Origin of the sequence: Kribbella sp. NPDC050459 (genome assembly GCF_040655315.1) — a bacterium.
Lineage (GTDB): Bacteria > Actinomycetota > Actinomycetes > Propionibacteriales > Kribbellaceae > Kribbella.
In genome coordinates, this window is record NZ_JBFAJQ010000015.1 from 193168 (window position 1) to 216443 (window position 23276).

General features: G+C 69.4%; 24 protein-coding genes. 13 read left to right on the forward strand and 11 right to left on the reverse strand.

Features of this window, described 5'->3' with window-relative positions; translation table 11 throughout:
* The gene (locus AB0I12_RS35875; RefSeq protein WP_359938666.1) at positions 1 to 663 is read right to left on the reverse strand and encodes a GNAT family N-acetyltransferase; all 663 of its coding nucleotides are present in this window, start codon (positions 661 to 663) and stop codon (positions 1 to 3) included.
* 118 nt (positions 664 to 781) lie between these two features.
* Complete coding sequence (locus AB0I12_RS35880; protein WP_359938669.1) at positions 782 to 1909, reverse strand: GNAT family N-acetyltransferase; 1128 nt, start codon at positions 1907 to 1909, stop codon at positions 782 to 784.
* 79 nt (positions 1910 to 1988) lie between these two features.
* Here AB0I12_RS35880 and AB0I12_RS35885 point away from each other — a divergent pair, with 79 nt between their 5' ends.
* Entirely contained in the window at positions 1989 to 2801 is an 813-nt protein-coding gene (locus AB0I12_RS35885) for a DeoR/GlpR family DNA-binding transcription regulator (protein WP_359938672.1), read from the forward strand.
* Positions 2802 to 2806: 5 nt separating this feature from the next.
* Here the strand turns inward: AB0I12_RS35885 and galK are convergent, their stop codons facing one another.
* Both galK and galT read right to left on the reverse strand, forming a co-directional pair.
* Positions 2807 to 3934: a galactokinase gene (gene galK, locus AB0I12_RS35890; RefSeq protein ID WP_359938675.1), complete on the reverse strand. Its 1128-nt coding sequence runs from the start codon at positions 3932 to 3934 to the stop codon at positions 2807 to 2809.
* The gene (gene galT, locus AB0I12_RS35895; RefSeq protein WP_359938678.1) at positions 3931 to 4977 is read right to left on the reverse strand and encodes a galactose-1-phosphate uridylyltransferase; all 1047 of its coding nucleotides are present in this window, start codon (positions 4975 to 4977) and stop codon (positions 3931 to 3933) included. Before galT ends, galK begins: the two co-directional genes overlap by 4 nt.
* Before the next feature lie 167 nt (positions 4978 to 5144).
* On the opposite strand from galT, the gene AB0I12_RS35900 reads away from it, so the two are divergent.
* A complete protein-coding gene (locus AB0I12_RS35900) occupies positions 5145 to 6473 on the forward strand; it encodes a hemolysin family protein (protein ID WP_355696226.1) in 1329 nt (442 codons plus the stop codon).
* Here AB0I12_RS35900 and AB0I12_RS35905 read toward each other — a convergent pair.
* The 4 genes from AB0I12_RS35905 to AB0I12_RS35920 are packed head-to-tail and all read right to left on the reverse strand — an operon-like array spanning position 6415 to position 10364.
* Complete coding sequence (locus AB0I12_RS35905; protein ID WP_359938681.1) at positions 6415 to 7677, reverse strand: MFS transporter; 1263 nt, start codon at positions 7675 to 7677, stop codon at positions 6415 to 6417. The genes AB0I12_RS35900 and AB0I12_RS35905 overlap by 59 nt on opposite strands.
* Positions 7674 to 8273, reverse strand: coding sequence for a helix-turn-helix domain-containing protein (locus AB0I12_RS35910; RefSeq protein ID WP_359938684.1), 600 nt, complete (start codon positions 8271 to 8273; stop codon positions 7674 to 7676). The genes AB0I12_RS35905 and AB0I12_RS35910 overlap by 4 nt, the downstream gene beginning before the upstream one ends.
* A gap of 60 nt (positions 8274 to 8333) precedes the next feature.
* On the reverse strand, positions 8334 to 9488 hold the full coding sequence (locus AB0I12_RS35915) for a protein kinase (RefSeq protein WP_359938687.1): 1155 nt from the start codon (positions 9486 to 9488) through the stop codon (positions 8334 to 8336).
* 33 nt (positions 9489 to 9521) lie between these two features.
* A complete protein-coding gene (locus AB0I12_RS35920) occupies positions 9522 to 10364 on the reverse strand; it encodes an alpha/beta hydrolase (protein ID WP_359938690.1) in 843 nt (280 codons plus the stop codon).
* Between the two features lie 93 nt (positions 10365 to 10457).
* Between AB0I12_RS35920 and AB0I12_RS35925 the strand changes: the two genes are divergently transcribed.
* A complete protein-coding gene (locus AB0I12_RS35925; RefSeq protein WP_359938692.1) occupies positions 10458 to 10841 on the forward strand; it encodes a YciI family protein in 384 nt (127 codons plus the stop codon).
* Here AB0I12_RS35925 and AB0I12_RS35930 read toward each other — a convergent pair.
* Positions 10838 to 11875 carry a BadF/BadG/BcrA/BcrD ATPase family protein gene (locus AB0I12_RS35930; protein WP_359938694.1) on the reverse strand — a complete coding sequence of 346 codons (1038 nt, stop codon included), beginning with the start codon at positions 11873 to 11875 and terminating at the stop codon, positions 10838 to 10840. The genes AB0I12_RS35925 and AB0I12_RS35930 overlap by 4 nt on opposite strands.
* Positions 11876 to 12084: 209 nt before the next feature.
* On the opposite strand from AB0I12_RS35930, the gene AB0I12_RS35935 reads away from it, so the two are divergent.
* The 9 genes from AB0I12_RS35935 (at position 12085) to AB0I12_RS35975 (ending at position 20836) form a co-directional block, all read left to right on the forward strand.
* A complete protein-coding gene (locus AB0I12_RS35935) occupies positions 12085 to 12867 on the forward strand; it encodes an SIS domain-containing protein (protein WP_359938696.1) in 783 nt (260 codons plus the stop codon).
* Positions 12868 to 12890: 23 nt separating this feature from the next.
* Positions 12891 to 14309 (forward strand): N-acetylglucosamine/diacetylchitobiose ABC transporter substrate-binding protein, encoded by a 1419-nt coding sequence (ngcE, locus tag AB0I12_RS35940; protein WP_359938698.1) that lies wholly within the window; start codon positions 12891 to 12893, stop codon positions 14307 to 14309.
* Positions 14306 to 15307, forward strand: a complete 1002-nt coding sequence (locus tag AB0I12_RS35945) for a sugar ABC transporter permease (protein WP_359938701.1) — start codon at positions 14306 to 14308, stop codon at positions 15305 to 15307. The genes ngcE (AB0I12_RS35940) and AB0I12_RS35945 overlap by 4 nt, the downstream gene beginning before the upstream one ends.
* A complete protein-coding gene (locus AB0I12_RS35950; protein ID WP_355473812.1) occupies positions 15304 to 16200 on the forward strand; it encodes a carbohydrate ABC transporter permease in 897 nt (298 codons plus the stop codon). Before AB0I12_RS35945 ends, AB0I12_RS35950 begins: the two co-directional genes overlap by 4 nt.
* 13 nt (positions 16201 to 16213) lie before the next feature.
* Complete coding sequence (gene ngcE, locus AB0I12_RS35955; protein ID WP_359938704.1) at positions 16214 to 17557, forward strand: N-acetylglucosamine/diacetylchitobiose ABC transporter substrate-binding protein; 1344 nt, start codon at positions 16214 to 16216, stop codon at positions 17555 to 17557.
* A 123-nt stretch (positions 17558 to 17680) separates the two neighbouring features.
* Positions 17681 to 18085, forward strand: coding sequence for a hypothetical protein (locus AB0I12_RS35960; protein ID WP_359938707.1), 405 nt, complete (start codon positions 17681 to 17683; stop codon positions 18083 to 18085).
* Between the two features lie 75 nt (positions 18086 to 18160).
* Positions 18161 to 19216, forward strand: a complete 1056-nt coding sequence (trpS, locus tag AB0I12_RS35965; RefSeq protein ID WP_359938710.1) for a tryptophan--tRNA ligase — start codon at positions 18161 to 18163, stop codon at positions 19214 to 19216.
* Positions 19217 to 19221: 5 nt separating this feature from the next.
* A complete protein-coding gene (locus tag AB0I12_RS35970) occupies positions 19222 to 19734 on the forward strand; it encodes a 2'-5' RNA ligase family protein (RefSeq protein ID WP_359938713.1) in 513 nt (170 codons plus the stop codon).
* A 28-nt stretch (positions 19735 to 19762) separates the two neighbouring features.
* On the forward strand, positions 19763 to 20836 hold the full coding sequence (locus tag AB0I12_RS35975; protein ID WP_359938716.1) for a YihY/virulence factor BrkB family protein: 1074 nt from the start codon (positions 19763 to 19765) through the stop codon (positions 20834 to 20836).
* A gap of 54 nt (positions 20837 to 20890) precedes the next feature.
* On the opposite strand, the gene AB0I12_RS35980 is transcribed toward AB0I12_RS35975, so the two are convergent.
* Together AB0I12_RS35980 and AB0I12_RS35985 are read right to left on the reverse strand one after the other, a co-directional pair.
* Entirely contained in the window at positions 20891 to 22030 is a 1140-nt protein-coding gene (locus AB0I12_RS35980; protein WP_359938719.1) for a D-alanyl-D-alanine carboxypeptidase family protein, read from the reverse strand.
* 70 nt (positions 22031 to 22100) lie between these two features.
* Positions 22101 to 23030: a zinc metalloprotease gene (locus AB0I12_RS35985; protein ID WP_359938722.1), complete on the reverse strand. Its 930-nt coding sequence runs from the start codon at positions 23028 to 23030 to the stop codon at positions 22101 to 22103.
* 73 nt (positions 23031 to 23103) lie between these two features.
* On the opposite strand from AB0I12_RS35985, the gene AB0I12_RS35990 reads away from it, so the two are divergent.
* Positions 23104 to 23241, forward strand: a complete 138-nt coding sequence (locus tag AB0I12_RS35990; RefSeq protein ID WP_359938725.1) for a hypothetical protein — start codon at positions 23104 to 23106, stop codon at positions 23239 to 23241.
* Positions 23242 to 23276: the final 35 nt, after the last annotated feature.

The window sequence follows — 23276 nt, forward strand, 5'->3', positions numbered from 1 at the left end:
TCAGCGGGAGCGGGCGATGACGATGTCGGAGATGACCTTCCAGCCGAGGCTGCGGTACAGCCGCAGGCCGTCGATGGACGCGATCAGGATGCCGCGTTTGGCGCCCTTCGCCGCGGCCGCCTCGACCAGCGACGCCATCACCGCACTGCCGAGTCCGCGCCGGCGGTGCGCCGGGTCGGTCTCGATCCGGTCCGCGACCGCGTCCTCGCCGACGACCGCCATCCGGCCGCTCGACACCACCCCGCCGTGCATCGTGGCGCGGGTGATGATCAGGTCGTCCTCGAGTTCGGTGTGCAGCGCGTAGCGGTCCTGCAGCTTCAGGGCCGGCTGTTCCGAGAGCTGGATCGTCATCAGCCAGTCCTGGTCCTGCTGGACCTCGAGGCCGAGATTCTCCAGTTGCTCGATCCGGGCCTCCTTGTCGTCGGTGGCCAGCGTGATCCAGCCCGAGCCGCGCCCGCCGCCGTCGGCGAGGGCCAGCTGGGCGGCTCGTTCCACCCGCTCCGGTTTGTTGTCGGCATCCAGTACGACGTACTCCGTCGGCCGGCTCTCCTCACCTGCCCGGACGATCAGGATGCCGTCGTTGTCGTCCTCAACCGTGGTCCAGCCCCGCGAGACGGACCACCCGGCCTGCCAACGGCGGACGAGTTCCTCACGATCTCTCACCCGTCGATTCAAGCAGCCCGATCGCGCCACGGCGAGGGGAACCGGTGTCGTTTGTCACCAACTCGCCGTAAACCTGTGCCTGCAGCGGGTCACCGATACCGCGCCGGAGTCGCCGGGGTCAACCCCTGAACTCGCCGGCGAGCAGGTCGTAGGTGAGCAGGTTGTCGTAGCTGCCGTCGCGACGCCGGTCGGCGCTGCGCTCGTTGCCGACCCGGGTGAAGCCGTTGGCCTCGGCAACGTGCGCGGAGGCGGTGTTCCCGGCGGCGCACTTCACCACCAGCCGGCGGCGGCCGAGGCCGCCGTCCTCGATCGGCCGGAACGCGTGCGCGATCACCAGCTCGACGGCGCTCGACATCACCTTGCGGCCGCGGGCGTCCGGGTGCATCCAGTACCCGAGCTCGCCGACCGTCTTGTCCATCCGGTGGTTCATCCCGAAGACGCTGACGTTGCCGAGCAGCTCGTCGGTGACCGCGTCCGCGATCGCCCACGCCACGGCCTCGCCCTCCGCCGCGGCAACGGGCCGGTTGTTGATGAAGCCCTTGGCGTCGTCCAGCCCGTACGGCGAGGGCATGCCGGTCAGCCATTGCTGCGTCCGCTCGTCGCCGCACGCCTCCATCACCCGTTGCGCGTCCGATTCGCGCAGCGGCCGCAACCGGATCGCACCGCCGTCGAGCACCGGCACCGTCCACCAGTGGCCGTGCGGTTCGAGCTCGTCGTCGCGACCGATCGACGCGACCCACTCGTCCTTGCGGACACCGCGCGACAACCCGCCGCCCGGAATCGTCACCAGGCCGTGGAATCCGGTCTTCCAGGCGACCCGCCGGCTCGCGAAGTTCCCGACGTACGCGCGCCAGATCACGCGGTCCCAGCCGAGCCCGTCGAACGCGTGCCGCACCACGAGCCGAAGCGCCCGCGTCATCACCCCGTGGCCGCGGACGTCCGGCGACACCGCGAAGCCGACCTCGCCGACCCCGCCCTCGCCGTCGCGCAGGTCGACGGTGCCGACGTACGTCCCGTCGTACTCGATCGCCCACGCCCACGAGGTGTTCTCGCGCCAGTCGGCCGGGATGATCTCGGTGAGGTAGCCGACCGCGTGCTCGTGCAGGTACGGGACCGGGATGGTCGTCCATTGCTGCATCACCGGGTCCTGGCACATCCGGTACGCCGGCTCGACGTCGTCCGCCGTGTGCGCACGCAGGGTCACCACGCCGTCGGTCAGCTCGGGGACATCCTCGGGAAATCGCATGCTCCAGCGTGACGCGCTGCCACCGGCCGGGCAACACATTTCCCTGACAGCGGGACGTTCCGCGATTAGGCTGTGAGGCGTGAACGCAGCCGGAGCAGAACCGCCACGCGGCCGCGGCGGCCAGTTGGCCGCCCAGCGGCAGGCCACGATCGTTGCCGAGGTCAACAGCCGGGGCGCGATCACGGTGGCCGAACTGGTCGACCGGTTCGGCGTCTCGGACATGACGATCCGGCGCGACCTGGACGCCCTGGACTCCAGCGGCCTGCTGCACAAGGTGCACGGCGGCGCCACCTCGGTGGGGCTGCGCAGCGCGCACGAGCCGGGCTTCGACGCCAAGCTCACCCAGGAGTCCGCGGCCAAGCAGGCGATCGCGGCCGAGGCCGCCACCCGGGTCCAGCCGGACAGCGCGATCGGCATCGGCGCCGGTACGACGACGTACGCGCTGGCCCGTCAGCTGCTGCGGGTGGAGAACTTGACAGTTGTCACGAACTCGGCGCGGATCGCCGACGTGTTCCACGGCAACGGGCGCTCGGACCGCACCGTCGTGCTGATCGGCGGCATCCGGACGCCGTCGGACGCGCTGGTCGGACCGATCGCGACCGCGGCCCTGGCCTCGCTGCACCTGGACCTGCTGTTCCTCGGCGCACACGGCGTCGACGCCGAGCACGGACTGAGCACGCCGAACCTGATGGAGGCCGAGACCAACCGGTCGTTCATCGCGGCGAGCCGTGAGGTCGTCGTGGTCGCGGACCACACCAAGTGGGGGACCGTCGGTCTCAGCACCTTCGCGACCTGGTCCGACCTGGACGTGATCGTCACCGACGACGGCCTGTCGACCGCGGCCCGCAAGGCCATGCGGGATACGGGCTGCGACCTGGTGATCGCTTCCTAGCTGACCTAGCTGATCCGGGAGGCCCCGGCCGACGGGGTCGCGGCGAGCGACGTCGGTGCGCTGAATCCCTGCTCCGCGAAGGCCTTCTCGATCGCCGCCAGCACGGAGTCGGCCGTCGCGGCCTCGACCAGCGCGATGATGCAGCCGCCGAAACCGCCGCCGGTCATCCGCGCGCCGAGGGCGCCGGCCTCGAGCGCCGCGTCGACCGCGACGTCGAGTTCGGGCACGGTGACCTCGAAGTCGTCGCGCAACGAGACGTGCGACGCGGTGAACAGCGGCCCGACGTCGCGCAGCCGGCCGGCGCGCATCAGTGCGATCGCGTCCTCGGTGCGCTTGATCTCGGTCACCACGTGCCGGACGCGGCGCCGGTCGACGTCGTCGTCGAGGCGCGCGAGCGCGCCGTCCAGCCCGTCGTACTCCACCGAACGCAGGGCCGGTACGCCGAGTGCGGCCGCGGCGTGCTCACAGCTCTTCCGGCGCGCGGCGTACTCGCCGTCGGCGTGCCGGTGCGGCGCCTTCACGTCCACCACGAGCAGCCGCAGGCCGTCGGCCTCGGGGTCGAACGGGATCTGGTCCAGCGCGCCGGAGCGGATGTCGAAGGCGAGCGCGTGACCGGCCGTGCAGCACATCGACGCGGTCTGGTCCATCAGGCCGACGGGCGCGCCGACGTACTGGTTCTCGGCGCGCTGGGCGAGCCGGGCGACCTCGGCCGGGTCGACCTCCACGTCGACGAGGCCGAGCAGCGCGACGGCGGTCGCGCAGAGCAGCGCCGCGGACGACGACAGACCCGCACCCGACGGCAGGTCGGACTCGAAGTGCAGGTTCGCGCCGCCGATCGGGTACCCGGACTCGCGCAGGACCCAGGCGGCGCCCGCCGGGTACGCCGCCCAGTCGCCGACCGAGTGCGGCGCGAGGTCGTCGAGCGCGAACTCGACCACACCGGTGTGCCCGCCGGACGTGACCGCGACCCGGCCGTCGGTGCGCCGGGCGGCGGTCACCACGATCTGGTTCGGCAGGGCGATCGGCAGCACGACGCCGTCGTTGTAGTCGGTGTGCTCGCCGATCAGGTTGACCCGGCCCGGCGCGCGCCAGCTGCCGTCCGGCGCGGTACCGAAAACGTCCTGAAAGCTCACGAGCCAGCCTTCCGCAGGGTCTCGGCCACGTCCTCGGGCCGGGTGTCGCTGATGAACGCGCCCATGCCGGACTCGGAGCCGGCCAGGTACTTGATCTTGTCCTTGGCCCGCCGGATCGACAACAGCTCCAGGTGCAGGTAGCCGAGCTCGCGATCGATCCGGACCGGCGCCTGGTGCCAGGCCGCGATGTAGGGCAGCGGCTCGCCGTACAGGCCGTCGAAGCGGCTCAGGACGTCGAGGTACAGCTCGGCGAAGTCGTCGCGCTCGCCGACCGACAGCTCGTCGATGCCACCGACCTGGCGGTGCGGGTACAGGTGCACCTCGACCGGCCAGCGAGCGGCCTCCGGCACGAACGCGGTCCAGTTGCCGTTCTCCGCGATGACCCGGGTGCCCTCCTTGCGCTCGGCGGCCAGCACGTCGGCGAACAGGTTGCTGCCGGCAACTTCCTGGTGCTTGCGCGCCTGCGCCATCAGGGTGCGCATCCGCGGCGGCAGGAACGGGTAGGCGTAGATCTGGCCGTGCGGGTGGCTGAGCGTGACGCCGATCTCACGGCCGCGGTTCTCGAACGGGAAGACCAGCTCGACGTCGTCGCGGGCGCCGAGCTCGGCGGTCCGGTCGGCCCAGGTGTCGACGACCAGCCGGGCCTGGCCCTGGGAGAGGTCGGTGAACGACTGGTTGTGGTCGCTGGTGAAGCACATCACCTCGGTCCGGCCCGGGCCGGCGAAGGACGGGAACCGGTTCTCGAAGACCGCGACGTTGTAGTCGTGGTCCGGGATCTCGGTCGGGTTGCCCGGCTTGCTCGCGCACAGCGGGCACTGGTCGGCCGGCGGCAGGTAGGTGCGGGTGTTGCGGTGGGTCGCGTAGGAGATGACGTCACCGGTGAGCGGGTCGGTGCGCAGCTCGATCTGCGGTTGCGGGGCCGGCAGCCCGCGGGTGTCCTCGAGCGGCACCCGGGCCGGCGCGTCGGCCGGGTCGTAGTAGATCAGCTCGCGGCCGTCCGACAGTTTGGTGTCGGTACGGCGGACGCCGCGGGGTGTGTTCATCGTGTGACCCTCCCGGCCGTACGACGCGTCCGGCCAGGAATCATCGTAAACCAACAAACTCGAACATGCACGGTGGGACTGCCCACCGCTAGAGTTGGTAGATGGACGACTACGCCCAACGCCCGCCCTCTCGACTGTCGACGAGAGGGCGCTAGGAAAACCCACCCATGAACGACACCCTGCTCAACATCGTCCTGATCCTGGTCTTCGTGCTGATCGGCGGGGTCTTCGCCGCGGCCGAGATGGCCCTGGTCTCGCTCCGCGAAAGCCAGCTCAAGGCGCTCTCGCACCGCGGCCGGCGCGGCGAGATCGTCGCGAAGGTGGCCGCCAACCCGAACCGGTTCCTGTCCGCCGTGCAGATCGGCGTGACCCTGATGGGCTTCCTGTCCGCCGCCTTCGGCGGCGCGACCCTCGCCGACGGCCTCTCACCGAAGCTGCAGCAGCTCGGCCTGCCCGAGTCGGTCTCCGACACGGTCGCGCTGGTGCTGATCACGATCCTGATCTCGTACGTGTCGATCGTGCTCGGCGAGCTGGCCGCCAAACGCCTGGCGCTGCAGCGGGCGGAAGGATTCGCGCTCGCCCTCGGGCCGCTGGTGGACCGGATCGCGTCCGGCGCGCGGCCGGTGATCTGGCTGCTGTCGAAGTCGACCGACCTGGTGGTCCGCGCGCTCGGCGGCGACCCGAACGCGAACCGTGAGGTGATGACCGACGAGGAGCTCCGCGACCTGGTCTCGGCGCACGAGTCGCTCGGCGAGGAGGAGCGCAAGATCGTCGACGACGTCTTCGAGGCCGGCAGCCGGCAGTTGCGCGAGCTGATGCTGCCGCGCACCGAGGTCGACTTCGTCGACGCGGAGATGCCGGCGTACAAGGCGGTCAAGTTCGCCGCCGAGCGGCCGCACTCGCGGTACCCGGTGATGAACGGCTCGGCCGACGACATCGTCGGGTTCGTGCACGTCCGGGACCTGTTCGACCCGGCGGTCGCGACCCGTTCGGTGCGGGTCGGCGACCTGGCCCGCGAGGTCCTGATGCTGCCGGACACCGCGAAGCTGCTGCCGACCCTGACCGAGATGCGCCGCCGCAGCACGCATCTGGCGATCGTGCTCGACGAGTACGGCGGCACCGCCGGCATCGTCACGCTCGAGGACCTGGTCGAGGAACTGATCGGCGACATCAAGGACGAGTACGACGAGGAGGCGGCCGAGACCACCCGGCTGCGCAGCGGAGACATCGAGGTCGACGGCCTGCTGAACCTCGACGACTTCGCCGACGCCACCGCGATCGAGCTCCCCGACGGCCCGTACGAGACCGTCGGCGGCTTCCTCGCCGCCCGGCTCGGGAAGGTCCCGTCCACCGGCGACGAGGTCGCGTTCGAGACCCACACCCTGACCGTGACCGAGATGGACGGCCGCCGGGTCGCGCGGGTCCGGCTGCACCGGGTCAAGCCGGCTGAGGAAGAACAGCTTCCGGCCGCGGCGCCAGCATCCGCCGCCGACTGAGGACGACGAGCCCGCCGGCGACGTACCCGAGGCCCTGGACGACGAGGACCGGGATGATGCCGACGGCGTCGCCGAGGAAGCCGGCCGCGGCGATCCCGACCAGGACGGCCACGCTCTCGGCGGCGCCGACCGCGCCGAAGATACGGCCGCGGGTGCCGTCGACGGTGAGGTTCTGGAAGACCGTCATCATGCCGGCGATGGTGAGCGCGCCGGGCAGGCCGACCACGATCATGCAGGCGAACGCGGGGATCACACTGCTGGACACCAGCGGGTAGAGGAACAGCGCGGTGTCGATCAGGCCGAAGGCGAGCGCGCCGATGCCCCACAGGGTCGCCGCCGGCCACCGCGATCCGATCGCGGCGGCGACCAGGCCGCCGATGATCCCGCCGATCGCCTGCGACGACACGATCAGTCCGTACACCTTCCCGTCGCCGCCGACCTCGGCACTCACGAACGGCGCGAACAGTGTGCTCATGACGCCCTCGCCGACCCCGGTGACCAGGCAGAACACGAAGACCAGCCGCATCGCGGGCCCCGCGACACAGAGCCGCAGCCCCTCGGCCCACTCTTCCTTCAGCCGCTTGATCGCCCCGCCCGCGGTCTCCTCTGTCGTCTCGGGCCGCTGCTGCCGATGCCGCATCGCGGCGACCAGGCCGACCGCGATCAGGAACGTCGCGGCGTCCCCGAGCGCCAGCAACGTCAGCCCGCCGGCGGCCGCCAGCACACCGCCGAGCGCGGCGCCGATCAGCCGGGCGAGATCGCGAATCTGGCTGTTCAGCGCGTTCGCGGTCACGAGCTGATCGGAGTTCACCAGGACCGGGACCAGCGACTGCTCGGCCGGCGTGAAGAACTGCTGCAGACAGCTCTGCGCGAGCACGACGCCGTACACGATCCAGATCGTGCTCGCGTCGTGGACGGCGACCAGCGGGATCAGGACGAGCGCGTTCAGCACGTTCGTCACGATCATCGTGCTCCGCTGGTTCCAGCGGTCGACGAAGACGCCGGCCAGCGAGCCGAGCAGGACGGCCGGGAGGAACGACGCCAGTAGCAGGCCGCCGGACGCGAGCGTCGAGCCGGTCAGCACGTACACCTGGAACGCGAGTCCGGTGCGCAGCAGCCAGTCGCCGATCAGCGAGATCAGGCCCGCGCCGAGCATCAGCCGGTAGTCGCGCTGCCGCGCGAGGACGCCCCACAAGTCCTTCATCGCTCCTCCTGCTCCGGTGAGATGGTGAGGATCTGGGTCAACGAGACGTGCCGGCTGCCCGGCGGGCGGGTGGACTTGTCGTCGATGGGCCGCGCGTCGACCCAGCGCTGCAGCAGCGCGTCGATCTGCCCGACGAGTTCGGCGAGCTCCTCGCCGGTCAGGTAGACCCCGGTCTGGCCGATGCCGGAGTTGTCGCGCCACACCGGGTCCTCGTGCAGCCGTTGCTGCTGCCACTTCGCCAGGTCGTCGAGGGCGCGCTCGGCCATCAGTTGCTCGAGGACCTCGGCGGCCGCGGCGCCCTCGGGTGTCCGCATCGCGTCCCGCCAGGACTGCGACGTCGACACCAGGCGCCACGGCCGCTCGCGGTTGTCCTTGCCCGGAGCAGGCTCGACGAAGTCGTACTTCGCCAGCTGCCGCAGGTGATGGGATGCCAGCGCCTGGCTGATCCCGAGATGCCGCGCGGCCTCCGCCGCGGTCATCGGTCCCTCACGCCCCAGCAGCGACCGCAGGTCGAGCCGGACGGGATGTGCCATCGCCCGGATCGCCAGCGGGTCACTCAGCAGCCGCGTCCGCCGCGGATCCTTTTCCAAAGACATGCTTGGAATATGCGCCAGGCTGGATCCGATGTCAAGGCATTGCTTGGAATGTTGGAGTCGTCAGTGCTTGCCGGTCTTGCGGGGCTTCGGCTTGTGCTTGCCCGGAGGCTGCTTGGTGGCGGTTTGCGACGCCGTCGGGGTCCGGGTGGTCGCCGTCGGCTGTGCCGAGGTGGCGGGTGGGGTTCTGGTGGTCGCCTTCGAGGCCGTCGCGGTCGGGGTCGTGACCGCCTTGGGCGGTGGAGCCGTCTGCCGTGGGGCGCCGGACGGGGCGACATCCGCCGGCGCCGGCGGCGTACCAGGGTCCTGAGCCGTGAGCAGGCCGATGATCACCGCTGCTGCGAGCGTGAGCAGCGCGGCCAGGGCCAGGAAAACCGCCCGCCGGTTTCGGCGTAGCGGTGGGGGAGGGAGTTCGGCCGTCCTCGCGTTTCGCGGGTCGGCGAAGGCCCAGGAAGCGACCTCGTCGGTCGTCGGACGCTCCGCAGGCTCCTTGGCCAGCATCCGACGGATCAGGTCTGCGACCGGTGCCGGAACTTCCTCGGGCACGGTCGGCGTGGCTTGGACGTGCTGGGAGAGGACCACGGTCGGGTTCTCGCCCTCGAACGGCGGACGCCCGGTGAGCAGCTGGTACAGCACACAGCCGAGGGCGTACACGTCGGTGGCGGGCGTGGCCGGCTGTCCCAGGGCCCGCTCAGGGGCGAGGTAGAGGCTGGTGCCGAGGATCAGGCCCGACGACGCCGGCGTGATGGTTCCGCCGGGCGAGTGCGCGATGCCGAAGTCGGCGATCTTCACCGAGCCGTCGACGTCGATCAGCAGGTTGTCCGGCTTGATGTCGCGGTGCACGATGCCGTGCCGGTGCGCGGCCGCGAGCCCACGGGCCGCCTGCTGGACGATGCCGACCGCGCGGTCCGGGGGGAGCGGACCGCGCAGTGCGAGTTCGTGCGCGACACTGCGGCCCTCCAGCAGCTCCATGACCAGGTAGTACTCGCCGTTGGAGTGGCCGAAGTCGTAGACCGCGACGACGTGCGGATCCCGCACCATGGCGGCCGCCCGGGCCTCGCGCCGGAACCGTGCCGCCGCGAACGGATCGCGCAGGTCCGGCCGGAGGAGCTTCACTGCGACCGGGCGACCCAGGATTTCGTCGCACCCGCGATAGACCTCGCCCATCCCACCATGGCCGAGGATCTCGGACGTGCGATAGCGTTCCGCAAGCAGCACGCCCGCCCGGTACCCCGATGACAAGCTGACGATTCAGCCAGTTCGGTCCCGAATCCATTCCAGGGCGGGTTCGGCCCGGCTCAGGATCGAGACGTGGCCGAGGTCCTGGTGAATCTCGAGCGTTGCGGCCGGGAGACGGTCGGCCAGCCAGTGGGCGTGGGCGCACGGGATGATGCCGTCGGCGGTGCCGTGGACAAGGAGCGTCGGAGCAGTGACCGCGCTCGGCGTACAGCCCCAGGGGTGGGTGTACGAGCAGTCGTCGTCGATCAGGCCGTCCGGGCCGCCGGGCATCGACTGCTCGCCGGCGATGGAGCCGAGCCAGCCCCACGGTCCGTCGAACATGGCCAGGTCGGACGGTGTGAACTCGGGGTCGTACTCGGCGCCGGAGCTCTCGTGCCGTACCTTCGCGTCCCGGCCCGCGGCGGCGGCCTGCAGCGATGCGCGGCCGGACGCGACCATGCCGTCGTACCAGTCGAGGCCTTCGGCGTCGTACGGCGCGATCGCGGCGAAGGTCGCGACCGCCTCGACCCGATCGCCGAGGACCGCGGCGGCGCCCAGTGCGTACGAGCCGCCGCCCGAGTAGCCCATCAGGGCGCAGGTGCCGACGCCGAGCGTGTCCAGCAGTGCGGTCAGGTCGGCGGCGACCGACGCCATCGTGCGATGCGGCGCAGCGGTCGAACCGCCGTACCCCGGCCGGTCGAACGAGATCCACCGGATGCCGAGCCGTTCGCCCGCCTCGAACAGCGGCGCCGGCGGGGTCCCCAGGTTCGGTGTGCCGTGATGCCAGACCACGGCCAGGCGCGTGTCGTCACCGGGAGCGCTGTCGTAACCGTGCAGGACCCGCCCGTCGGCCGTCCGGAAGTCGATCTCCTCCATGCACGTCACCCTAAACAGCCGAAATGTCGAGTGCGCCCGGTTGCTTCCGACCTCTGCTGCGAAGATCCGACAACTGCCCGAAAGGACACGGTCATGAAGTACCTGCTGATGATCCACAGCAACCCGATCACCTGGGGACACCCGTCGTTCCTGCACACCGAGGCCGGCAAGGCGCTGCCGAAGAAGGCCCGCGACGCGCTCGCCGCCCAGCTCGACAACCTGCTGAAGGAACTCGACGCCAACGGTGAACTGATCACGGCCGTCCCGCTCGACCCGCCGTCGAAGACCCGCGTGGTCCGCGTCCGCGAGGGCGTCCGCGCCACCACCGACGGCCCCTACTCTGAGGCGAAAGAACAGCTGGCCGGCGTCTTCCTCATCGACGTGGCCTCCCAGTCCCGCGCCGAGGAGGTAGCCGCCACCATCCCCGAAGCCGGGTTCTTCGCCGTCGAGGTCCGCCCGGTGTCGGTGCTCGGCTAGGAAACCAGGCGAGTGTGGTTCTCGGGGTTCGGGAGGGCTGGGTCGAGGGCCCCGAGTGCCAGCCAGGTGGCGCCGCCTACGCCGTCGCGGGCGGTCAGGACCTCGCCGGCAAAATGCTGCCGGATGAGTTGTCCGACGGGTGAAGATTCACCCGCGACACTGCCCGCGAGGACCATCGGGCCCTTGTCCGACGTTGTCTTCAGCCGGGCGGCCGTTTCTGTGAGCAGTTCCGCTGCGCGTTTCACCAAGGCCCGCGCAGTCTCGTCGTCCTGTGCGTACGCCGCGATCACCGCCGGCGCGAGCTCGGCAAGCAGAACGGGTGGACGGCTGTTCACCGTCCTCACCAGATCGTCACGCAACGCGTCGTATCCTTCACGCTGTGCAGCTGCATTCTCGTCCCGATCGGGCAGGATCGCCTGTACGACGGCCTGCCCGAGCGCCCCGAGCGGCTCGCGCAGATCGAGTGCCTGGAGCACGCTGCGGACCGCCTCGCGGCCGAGCCAGAAACCGGAGCCGTCGTCGCCGAGCAGCCAGCCGTGCCCGCCCGCGGTGCGCACGAGTTGGTGGTTGCGCACCAGACCGGCGTTGCTGCCGGTGCCCGCGATCAGCACGGTGCCGTCCGGCTCCGGCGTACCAGAGGCGAAAGCGACCTCGAGATCGCCGATGTAGTCAGGGGCAACGATCAGGCCCGCGCCCGTCCAGGCCGCCTCGAACTGGGCCGCCACGTCCGGTCGTGCGAGCGCCACGCCGCCGGCCATACCGACGACGGCCGCCTGGACGGCCGTCGGGTCCAGTCCGGCCAGCGCGGCGTGAAGCGCCTGCCCGAAGTTGGCCGCCGCGCTTGCGGGGTGACTGGTCGGATTCCCTCCCGCTGCGGCGCCGCGACCGATTACGTTGCCCTCAGAGTCCGCGATCACGATCCGGGTGGATGTACCGCCGAGGTCGCCGCCGAGGACCAGCGGTCCGGCAGGTAGCAGGACCACCTGGTCGACAGGTGCGGCGTCAGCGTCCGGAAGCGGGCGTTCGACCGACATACGCGATGCTCCAAACTGCTCGAAAGAGCTTATAAGTAAGCACAAGAAAACAAGGTTACGCAACGGTCCCGATCTGGGGAGATCACACGAATGAGCCTTGACTTTAGCTGCGAGTTGAGAAAAGTTCTGTCCAGCAAACCGCAAACTTGCGCATTTGTCGGCACCTGGAGTGTCGCTGCGAGCACAGTAGTCGAGGGGTGGGCCCGCTGATGGCCAGCGATAACACGGGGGAGACGAGCGGCGTGAGCGCGCAGGCTTATGTTCAAACCCTGATGCCGATCATGGCTGCAGTCACCACACAGATCGACGGCCCGATCCAGCGGGCGGCCGACCTGATGACCACGTCGCTGCGCGCGAACGGCGTCATCCAGGCGTTCGGCTCCGGCCACTCCGAGGCGCTGGCGATGGAGATCGCCGGCCGGGCCGGCGGACTGATCGCCACCAACCGGATCGCGTTGCGCGATCTCGTGCTGCTCGGCGGTGAGCCGACCGAGCTGCTGCGCAGTGCGGAGCTCGAGCGCGACCCGCAGTACTCCCGGAAGCTCTACGAGCTGTCCGCCGCCCGCGAGGGCGACCTGTTCGTCATCGCCTCGAACTCCGGTGTGAACGGCTCGATCGTCGAGCTCGCAAGTGTGGTCAAGGAGAATGGCCACCCGCTGATCGCGATCACCTCGCTGCAGCACACCGGCGGTATGGAGTCGCGGCACCCGTCCGGCAAGAAGCTGATCGACTTCGCCGACGTGGTCCTCGACAACCACGCGCCGTACGGCGACTCCGTCCTCGACCTGCCCGACGGTGCGGGCAAGGTGTGTGCGGTGTCGTCCATCACCGCGGCGCTGATCGCGCAGCTGCTGGTCGCGGAGGTGCTGCGCCGGATGACGGACGCGGGCGAGACGCCGCCCGTGTATCTGTCTGCGAACATCCCGGGCGGCGACGAGCACAACCACGCCCTTGAAGCACGGTACGCCGGTCGTATCCGGCGCACTGCCTGAATCATCACTCGGAAGGCGGCAACATGACCACTCCCAACAACCTCTCGCGGCGGCTGTTCCTGCAGCGCGCGGCGGTCGGCACGTTGATGGCGACCGGCGGCAGCACGCTGCTGGCGGCCTGTGCCGGCAGTGGCAGCGACGACAGCGGTTCCGGCAGTGGCGGTGCCGACAAGACCGCGGACAACCCGTTCGGCATGGCCGACAAGGCGACTGTCGACGCGGTCATCTTCAACGGCGGTTACGGCTACGACTACGTGACGTTCGCGGCCAACATCGCGCAGAAGAAGTTCGCGGGCTCGACGTTCAAGGTTGCTCCGTCGACCCAGATCGCCCAGCAGCTGCAGCCGCGCTTCGTCGGCGGCAACCCGCCGGACCTGATCGACAACTCCGGCGCGAACCAGATCGGCTTCAACACGATCCTGGACCAGCTGTCGACGCTCGACGACGTCTTCGAGGCCAACAACTACGAGGGCACGAAGATCGCCGACACCCTGTACCCGGGCGCGAAGAACCCCGGTACCTTCGACAACAAGTTCGTCGCGATGAACTACGTGCTGACCCTCTACGGCATCTGGTACTCCGACAGCCTGTTCAAGGAGAACGGCTGGGAGCCGCCGAAGACCTACGACGGGCTGCTCGACCTCGGCGCCAAGGCGAAGGCGAAGGGCAAGTACCTGTTCGTCTGGGGCAAGGAAGCCGCCACCTACTACCACACGATGGCCGTCGACGGCGCGATCAAGGAGGGTGGCGACGAGGTCCGGCTGGCGCTGGAGAACCTCAAGGAGAACTGCTGGTCGATGCCGCAGATCCAGGGCATCTTCAAGGCCCTGGAGACGATGGTCAAGAACGGGTACTTCGTCCCCGGCGGCGCCGGCACGCAGTTCACCGCCGCGCAGGCGAAGTGGAGCAACGACCAGCAGGCCATCCTCTACCCCTCGGGCTCGTGGATCGAGAACGAGATGAAGAAGGCCACCAAGGCGGGCTTCAACATGAAGGGCGTCCCGGAGCCGGTGCTCACCGACGCCCCGAAGCTGCCGTACGAGTCGCTGCGCAGCGCGGCCGGCGAGCCGTTCATCGTCCCGTCGAAGGGCAAGAACGTTGCCGGTGGCAAGGAGCTGCTGCGGGCGATGCTGTCCAAGGAGGCGGCGACCAACTTCGCCAAGACCCGGCTGGCGCCGACGATCGTCAAGGGCCTGGTGCCCGCCGACGGCTTCGGTTCGACCGCGCTGCAGTCGCAGACCGCGATGCTGGACGCGGCCGGCACCAACGTCTTCGACTACCAGTTCGTCGGCCTGTACGGCATGAACACCGACAACCTCGTGGTCTGGAACTCGTTCCTGTCCGGCCAGACCGACGCGGCCGGCCTGACGAAGGGCCTGCAGCAGATCACCGACAAGGTGCGCAACGACAGCTCCGTCAAGAAGATCCCGGTCACGAAGTGACCACCACGCAAGAAGCTGTGCCGGGTGACGGACCCCAGCGGTCCGTCACCCGGCGCCGCCGGCCGCTGACCTTCGATCGGGTCAGCTTCATGGTCGTGTTCCTCGGCCTGCCGCTGGCGGTTTTCGTGATCTTCGTCGTCTCGCCGTTCGTGCAGGCGCTGTACTACTCGCTGACCGACTGGTCCGGGTTCAGCGCGGGGCAGAACTTCGTCGGCTTCGACAACTACGTGAAGCTGTTCCACGACGACATCTTCCTGAAGGCCGTTCGCAACAACATCCTGCTCGCGATCGTGGTGCCGATCGTGACGATCGTGCTGGCGCTGACCCTGGCCACGCTGGTGACGATCGGCGGTTCGGGCACCGGGACCGTCCGCGGCCTGCGGAACTCCGGCTTCTACCGGATCGTCTCGTTCTTCCCGTACGTGATCCCGGCGATCGTGATCGGACTGATCTGGGCCCAGGTGTTCACGCCGGGCTCGGGCATCCTGGACGCGGTGCTGACCAAGATCGGGCTCGAGCAGTTCGAGAACTACGCGTGGCTCGGCGACGCGCGGACCGCGATGCCGGCCTCGATGTTCGTGATGATCTGGGGCTTCGTCGGCTTCTACATGGTGCTGTTCATCGCCGCCATCCGCGGCATCGACCCCGAGGTGTTCGAGGCGGCCCGGATCGACGGCGCCGGCCGGTTCCGGACCGCGGTGTCGCTGACGGTGCCGCTGATCCGGGACAACGTGCAGACGGCCTACATCTACCTCGGTATCGCCGCGCTCGACGCCTTCGTCTACATGCAGGCGCTGAACCCCGGCGGCGGGCCGCAGAACTCGACTCTCGTCATGCCCCAGCAGCTGTTCACCACTGCCTTCACCAAGGGGCAGTTCGGTTACTCGACGGCGATGGGCGTGGTCCTGGCCGCGGTGACGATGCTGTTCGCGCTCCTGGTCTTCGTGGTGAACGCGCTGACCGGCGGACGTGAGCGGAAAGTGAAGGTACGCCGATGACAACCACCGCCACTGACCGGGCCGACGTCGTTGCCGGGGCCCGCCGCGCACCCCATCACGGGGCCCGCGAGGGCAGAGGCGTGGCGACGACCGCCCACGTCGCGCTGATCCTGTGGTCGCTGCTGGTGATCCTGCCGCTGCTGTGGACGCTGCTGTCCTCGTTCAAGTCGACGCAGGAGGTCCTGGGCAACCCGCTGTCGCTGCCGAGCAAGCTGCGCTTCGAGAACTACGCCAACGCCTGGACGACGGCCGGTATCGGCCGGTACTTCCTGAACACCGTGATCGTCGTGGGCTCTGCGCTGGTGCTGGTGATGATCCTCGGCGCCATGTGCGCATACGTGCTGGCCAGGTTCACGTTCCCCGGCAACCGGCTGATCTACTACTCCATGCTGGCCGGGCTGACGTTCCCGGTCTTCCTGGCGATCGTGCCGCTGTTCTTCGTACTGAAGAACCTCGCGCTGCTCAACACTCTGCCCGGGTTGATCGCCACCTACGTCGCGTTCGCACTGCCGTTCACGGTCTTCTTCCTGCACGCCTTCTTCAAGGCGCTGCCGGGAGAGGTCTACGAGGCGGCGCAGATCGACGGCGCGGGTGAGTGGCGCTCGTTCTTCTCGGTGATGCTGCCGATGGCCCGGCCGGGGATGGCATCGGTCGCGATCTTCAACTTCCTCGGGTTGTGGAACCAGTTCCTGCTCCCGGTCGCGCTGAACACCGACTCGAAGAACTACGTGCTCTCGCAGGGCATGGCTTCGTTCGCATCGCAAGCCGGCTACGCGGTGGACTTCGGCGCGCTGTTCGCGGCCGTGGTGATCACGGTGGCGCCGGTTCTGGTCGTCTACATCATCTTCCAGCGTCAACTGCAGGTCTCCGTCACCGCCGGAGGCGTGAAGTAGGTAGCCTGCCGGGATGCTGAAACGCCGGACACTACTGCAGGGAGCGCTGGCCGGCGCGGTCCTGAGCGGATGTTCCACGACACCGGTCGCCCCGCTGGTGTCGAAGGACAACCCGTTCACCGTCGATGGGAACGCTCCGGTCGACCTGGTCATCAGTGAGGAGTACGGCGGTTTCGCGGCGGCGGCGTACCGGAAGAGGTACGCCGCCGCCGTCGTCACGCCGAAGCTGGCACCGCAACTGTCCGGCCAGCTGCTGCCCCGGTTCGCCGCGGGCAACCCGCCCGACGTGGTGCTCAGCACCGGCGACGACGAGCTGGAGCTCGGCCGGCTGGTCAAGGAAGGCCAGCTGACCGACCTGCAGCAGCTGCTGGACGCGCCGTCCTGGGACAACCCGAACGCGGCGGTCAAGGACCAGCTGCTGCCCGACATGCTGAACTTCGGCCGGTACGACGGGACCCAGCGCACCGTCAACTACATCGCGAGCGTCTACGGCATCTGGTACTCGGCCAGCCTGTTCCAGCGCAACGGCTGGGAGGTGCCGCGCACCTGGACGGATCTGCTCGCCCTCGGCGCCGACATGAAGGCTGCCAAGCTCGGGCCGTTCATCTACGCCGGCACACATCCGTACTACCTGCTGGAGCTGGTGCTGACGCTGGCCGCCAAGACCGGCGGGCCGGACGTCGTCAAGCGGATCGACAACCTCGAGGGCGGCGCCTGGAAGGACGAGAGCGTCACCAAGGCGATCATCGCGGTCGGTGAGCTGGCCAAGCGCGGGCTGCTCGCGGCCGGGACCGCGGCGTACGACCACATCGGTTCGCAGAAACGCTTCCTCGCCGGCAAGGCCGGGATGCTGCCGTGCGGCAACTGGCTCGAGAACGAGATGAAGGGCCTGGTCCCGCAGGACTTCGCGCTGACCATGTTCGCCGTACCGCCGCTGGACTCGTCGCCGGCGCTGGCCAGCGGTGTGCACGTCGCGGCGACCGCGCCGTTCCTCGTACCGGACAAGGCGCGGAACAAGGCCGGCGGGCTCGAGTACCTGCGGGCCCTGCTGTCGGCCGACGTCGCGGCGCAGGTCACCTCGGAGGCGAGCCAGCTCACCATCGTCCGGGGCGCGGCCGACGGGCTCGAGATGGGGTCGGCGCTCCGCTCGGCCCGGGACCTGCTGTCCGCGGCCGGCGACCAGCTGATCGTCTGGTACTTCGACGACTGGTACCCGCAGTTCGCGGACGCGGCCGCGACGGCCACCGGGCAGTTCATGGCCGGCGGCCTGCAACAGTCCGAGTGGACCGCGCGGATCCAGGCGGCGGCCGACAAGCTCGAACAGGACTCCGCGGTCACGAAGTACCACCGCGAGTGAGATCCAGGTCAGGGCAACCTGACCGCTTCTGATCATCGGGCTGTGAACCCGGCTACGAACGGATAAAACCCCATCGCCGTCAGGCGCTCCCCGCCGTACGCTCGGAGGAGGGGAGGGAGTGCGATGGAGTGGCTGGCGGTTTTGGTTCTGTTCTTGACGCTGTGCGTCCTGCTGAACCTGCTGCTGCCGCATCCGCCGCCGTCGCGGTGGCGGCGCGGTGTGGAGCGGCGGACGGCGCGCCTGACCGCGCGGCTGCACCGGCATCGGGAGCCCGAGCCGGACCCGTTCGACACGCTCCGCCTGCAGACCCGCCTCGGGCATCTGTCCACCAAGATCCGCAGCATCGAGTCCACGCCGCACGTGTACGCCCGCGCGCACAAGCTGATGGCGCTGGAGGCCGCGTACGACGACCTCCTCGACGAGGCCTGCCGGCTGGCGGGCTGCCCGGGGGAGGCCGAGATGAAACGCTCCGAGGAGAAACGCTGGCAGGAGGAGCAGGAACTGGCCGCCCGCGGCTGGTCCTGGTGACCCATAGTCGTTGAGATATGACTGATAACCCGCCCGGGTGCAGGGTGAGTTGAGAACGCTGGCAGAATCGGTCCCATGTCCCATGCTGCGTCTGACCCCTCCGCAGCCGGTTCCCAGCGACGCCCGCGCGTGCTCTCCGGGATCCAGCCGACGGCGGACTCCTTCCACTTCGGCAACTACCTCGGCGCGTTGCGGCAGTGGGTTGCCTTGCAGGACGACCACGAGGCGTTCTACTGCGTCGTCGACCTGCACGCGATCACGGTGGAGTACGAGCCGAAGGCGCTCCGCGAGCGCACCCGCCGGTCCGCGGCGCAGCTGCTCGCCGCCGGGATCGACCCGGAGCGGTCCACCCTGTTCGTCCAGTCGCACGTGCCCGAGCACGCCCAGCTGTCCTGGGTGCTCGGCTGCCTGACCGGGTTCGGCGAGGCCAGCCGGATGACGCAGTTCAAGGACAAGTCGGCCAAGGGCGGCGCCGACCGCGCCACCGTCGGCCTGTTCACGTACCCGATCCTGCAGGCCGCGGACATCCTGATCTACCAGGCCGACCGGGTCCCGGTCGGCGAGGACCAGCGCCAGCACCTGGAGCTGACCCGCGACCTAGCGCAGCGCTTCAACCACCGGTTCGGCAAGACCTTCCGGCTGCCCGAGCCGTACATCGTCAAGGAGACCGCGAAGATCTCCGACCTGCAGGACCCGTCGGCGAAGATGAGCAAGTCGTCGTCCTCGCCGGCCGGCATCATCGACCTGCTCGACGACCCGAAGGTGAGCGCGAAGAAGATCCGGTCCGCGGTCACCGACTCCGGGCGGGACGTGATCTTCGACCCGGTCGAGAAGGCCGGCGTGGCCAACCTGCTGACGATCTACTCGGCGCTGACCGGCAAGAAGATCAGCGAGCTCGAGGACGAGTACGCCGGGCGCGGGTACGGCGACTTCAAGAAGGACCTCGCCGACGTCGTGGTCGAGTTCGTCACGCCGTTCCGGGAGCAGACGCTGACCTACCTCGACGACAAGGCGCAGCTGGACGCGATCCTGGCGGCCGGCGCCGAGCGGGCCCGGGCGGTCACCGAGCCGACGCTGGCCCGGGTCTACGACCGTCTCGGTTTCGTCGCCGGCCCGCCGCAGGGACGGTAGGCCCCATGACCACGATCGGTGTCGCGATCCCGATCGCGGAGCCGTACGGCTCGGAGCTGCAGAAGCACCGGGCCGACTTCGGCGATCCGATGGCCGCGTCGATCCCGACCCACATCACGCTGCTGCCGCCGACCGAGATCGGGGCCGGCGATCTGGAGCGGATCGACGAGCACCTGCTCGCGGTCGCGGCCCGGTTCCCGCGGTTCCGGATCCGGCTGCGCGGCACGGCGACCTTCCGGCCGATCTCGCCGGTGGTGTTCGTCCCGCTGGCGGAGGGCATCTCGTCGTGCGAGGTGCTGCAGTCGCAGGTCCGCTCCGGCCCGCTGAGCGTCGACCTGAAGTTCCCGTACCACCCGCACGTCACGGTCGCGCACGACCTGGACAAGGAAGCGCTCGACCGGGCGTACGACGCCCTGTCGGAGTACGACTGCACCTTCGACGTCGAGCACTTCAGCCGCTACGAACACGGCGCCGACGGCGTGTGGCGCCCACAGCGCGAGTTCCCGCTGGCAGGCTGAGACTCGTTCATCGGGGTACAGGAGTCACATGGGCAGCATCAAGCGTGTCTGGGCGCGGTTCACGAGGTCGCAGCTGTGGCGGGCCTGGAACCGGTACGGCGCCCGGCGCGGCAACCGATTGGCCGGGGCAACGAGCTTCTTTGGGTTCCTGTCGATGTTCCCGCTGATCGTGCTGGCCGCGGCGATCATCGGGCCGCTGCTCGGCGACGATGCGATCGAGACGCTGAAGAAGGCCCTGGAGAAGAACCTGCCCGGGATCGGCGACAAGATCGACATCGACGCGCTGATCGCGCACGCCGGGACCATCGGCCTGATCTCCGCGGTCGGGTTGTTGTTCACCGGCCTCGGCTGGATCGACTCGCTGCGCGCCTCGATCCGCTCGATGCATGAGCTGGACGACGAGCCGGGGAACATCGTCAAGCTGAAGGCGGTCGACCTCGGCGCCCTGATCGGTCTCGGCCTGATCGGCCTGATCGCCACCGGCGCGTCGTCGATCCTGACCGCGCTGTCGAAACGCATCGTCGACTGGGTCGACCTGGAGGGCACCTGGCTGGCGAACTGGGGGCTCGGCCTGATCAGCCTGGTGATCGGGATCGGCGCCGGCGCCGTGCTGTTCCTGTACATGCAGACGGTCCTGCCGCGGATCGTGCTGCCCCCCAAAGTGGCGCTGATCGCGGCGCTCGCCGGCGGCGTCGTGTACTACCTCGCCCAGCGCCTTGGCAACCTCTACGTGAACCACGTGATCGGCGCGAACGCGGCGTACGGCGCGGTGGCGGTGCCGCTGGCGCTGCTGGTGTGGATCTACCTGATGACCCGCGCGATCATGCTGATCGCCGCGTGGACGAAGGAGGCCACCCTCGACGCCCGTGCCGCGGAAGAGAAGGCGGAGGGTAGGTCGGAAGCGGAGTCGGAGCAGGAGCCGCAGGCCGTCGAGCCCGAACCCCTGCTTCCCGGTCCGCCCGGGAAGCGCTACAAGGTCGTGCCGGTCCCGCAACGCAAGGCAGACTCGGTCGCTGTCGCCGCAGGGACGGTCCTCGGCGTCACGATCACCACCCTGGCGCTCCAAGGCCTCCGAGCGGTCCGCTCCATCCGCCGCTCCTGAAAGGCGCTGGACACCTCGTCCGCGAGGACTTCGTCGACGAGTTGCACCTGTTGATCAGCCCGGTCGCCCACGGCGTCGGCGGCGGAGCGCCCGCGGGCGGCGGAGGAAGAGGCCGAGCAGGAGGACCGGCGGCGCGGCGTACGCCCAGTCGGGGACGCGGAAGGCGAGCGACTTGACCGCCTGGCCCGGGTTGAGCGCGGTGCGGGCCCGCGGTGCGCCCGTCGTACTCTTTGTGCCCGCCTCAGGCTTCTGCTGCGGCTGGGTCTTCGGCGGCGCGGCGGCCGGCTTGACCAGGGTGCCGACGGGCTTGAGCTTGCCGTAGTTCGTGAACGTCCAGGTCAGCAGGTTGCTGGCGTCCTCGGTGATGCCGTGCGGCGCGTTCATCAGCGTCACCACCAGCGTGTGCCCGTTGCGCCGCGCGGCGCCGACGAACGTGTTCCGGGCCAGCGTGGTGTAGCCGGTCTTCACGCCCAGCGCGCCGTCGTAGTTGAACAGCAGCTTGTTCTGGTTCGCGACCTGGTAGGTGCCCTTGTTCCCGGCGTTCGGGAAGTTCGTGTACTTCGTCGACGCGTACTTCGCGAAGTCCGTGCGCTCGAGCCCCGCCTGGGTGAACAGGGCCAGGTCGTAGGCGCTGGAGTACTGCCCGTCGGCGTCGAGGCCGGTCGGGTCGGTGACATGGGTGTCGAGCGCGCCGAGATCCTTGGCCTTCGCGTTCATCCGCTGGATGGTCGCCGGTACGCCGCCCTGGTCGTGGGCGCACAGCGCGTGCACGGCGTCGTTCCCGGAGGCCAGGAACATGCCCTGGAAGAGCAGGTCGACGGTGTACTGCAGGCCCGGGTACACCCCGACCTTGCTGCCGATGATGCCGGCGTCGGCGTCCGACCCGACGACCGGATCGGTCTTCTTCAGCCGGGGCAGCAGGACCAGAGCGGTGAGCGTCTTGAGCGTGCTGGCCGGGCGGAGCTTCGCGTGCGGGGCCTTGGCGGCGAGCACCTGCCCGGTGTCCAGGTCGGCCACGACGTACGCCGACGCCTGCACGGCCGGCGGTGCCGCCCCGTTGGCGACGACCGTCGGCTTCGCCGTCAGCAGCTCGCCGCCGACCGGGCCTTGTGGGCCCGAATCGGCGGCGGTCGCTGTCAGAGGTCCGGCGACCACCAGTGCGGTGGTCGCGCAGGCCGTCAGAAGCAAACGCATCGGCGGCACTCTAGTTGGCCGACGGTGCAGATGTCACAGTCGGGTCTCATGCCCTGAATCAGGCACAGCGTCAGGCTCGGTACGCGGTCCACATGTCGCTGATCCGGGTCGACTGCCCCGGAGTGAACTGGTTGTAGCAGGAGTCGTAGGAGTAGTCCATGTAGTTGTGGATCGGGTCCAGACCGGGCAGCGAGCAGGAGTCCCGGCCCTCCGGGCAGCCGCTGGACGAGCTGCTCTGCGCGGGCGTGTCGGCCACCGAGTCGTTCGTGCTCGTGCAGCCGCCCTGGAACGTGTGGTACAGCCCGAACCAGTGACCGGCCTCGTGGGACGCGGTCTTGCCTTCGTTGTAGTTGGTCGCCGAGCCGCCGGGCAGGGAGCTGTACTGCACCCGGATACCGTCGATCGACGGGTTGCTCGCGTAGTCCCACGGGAAGGTCGCGATCCCGAGGTACGAGAAGTCGACGAGCCAGATGTTCAGGGCGTTCTTGCCGCCCTGGCGCGTCTGGGAGCGGTACGAGGTGCTCTGCCGGTCCTTGTGCCACTGGTCGTTGTAGTACCGGTTGACGCCGGCCAGCGTGAACGTGAAGCCGGTGTTCGCGGCCTGGGACGACTCCTGACCTGCGAAGTCCTGGTTCAGCTCGGCGATCTGCTGGTTGATCTGGGTCGAGGTGACGTCACCGGCGCCGGACTTGCTCAGCATCACGTGGATGTACACCGGGACACTGGCCGAGGCCAACGTGCCGACACGCGCCTTCTTGGCCTTCAAGATCTCCGCGGTCCGGGCGTCGATGGCCTTCTGCTCGGCCGCCGACAACTCCCGGTGGTCGGCCCCGAAGCCACCACGCGCGGCGGGACCTTCCTCGGGCGTGAAACACGCCGCTCCGGCGGTCTGGTCGACAGGCGCCTTCGCGGTCGCCTGTCCACCGAGCGGACTGAACGCGAGCGCCGTACCGGCCAGAAGCACGGCCAGGGCGCGGGGACGGGTAACGAAAGATCGCATAGCGGTCCTCCACGAATCGGGCCGCTTTGGGCGGTGCGGCCGAATCCGGCGATTTTCCCCACCATCCCGCCAGGTGCCAACCCATTCCCTGACCAACCGGTGCCACGGCACCACCGCGCCGGGTCAGCTGCTGGCGGCGGCGTTCGGCGAGTACGGGGCGCCGGCGATCCGCGGCGCGTACACGGTCACCAAGATCGTCACCGTCAGCTGAGCCGCGCGCGACTTGCCCGGCCGCGTTCCGGATCG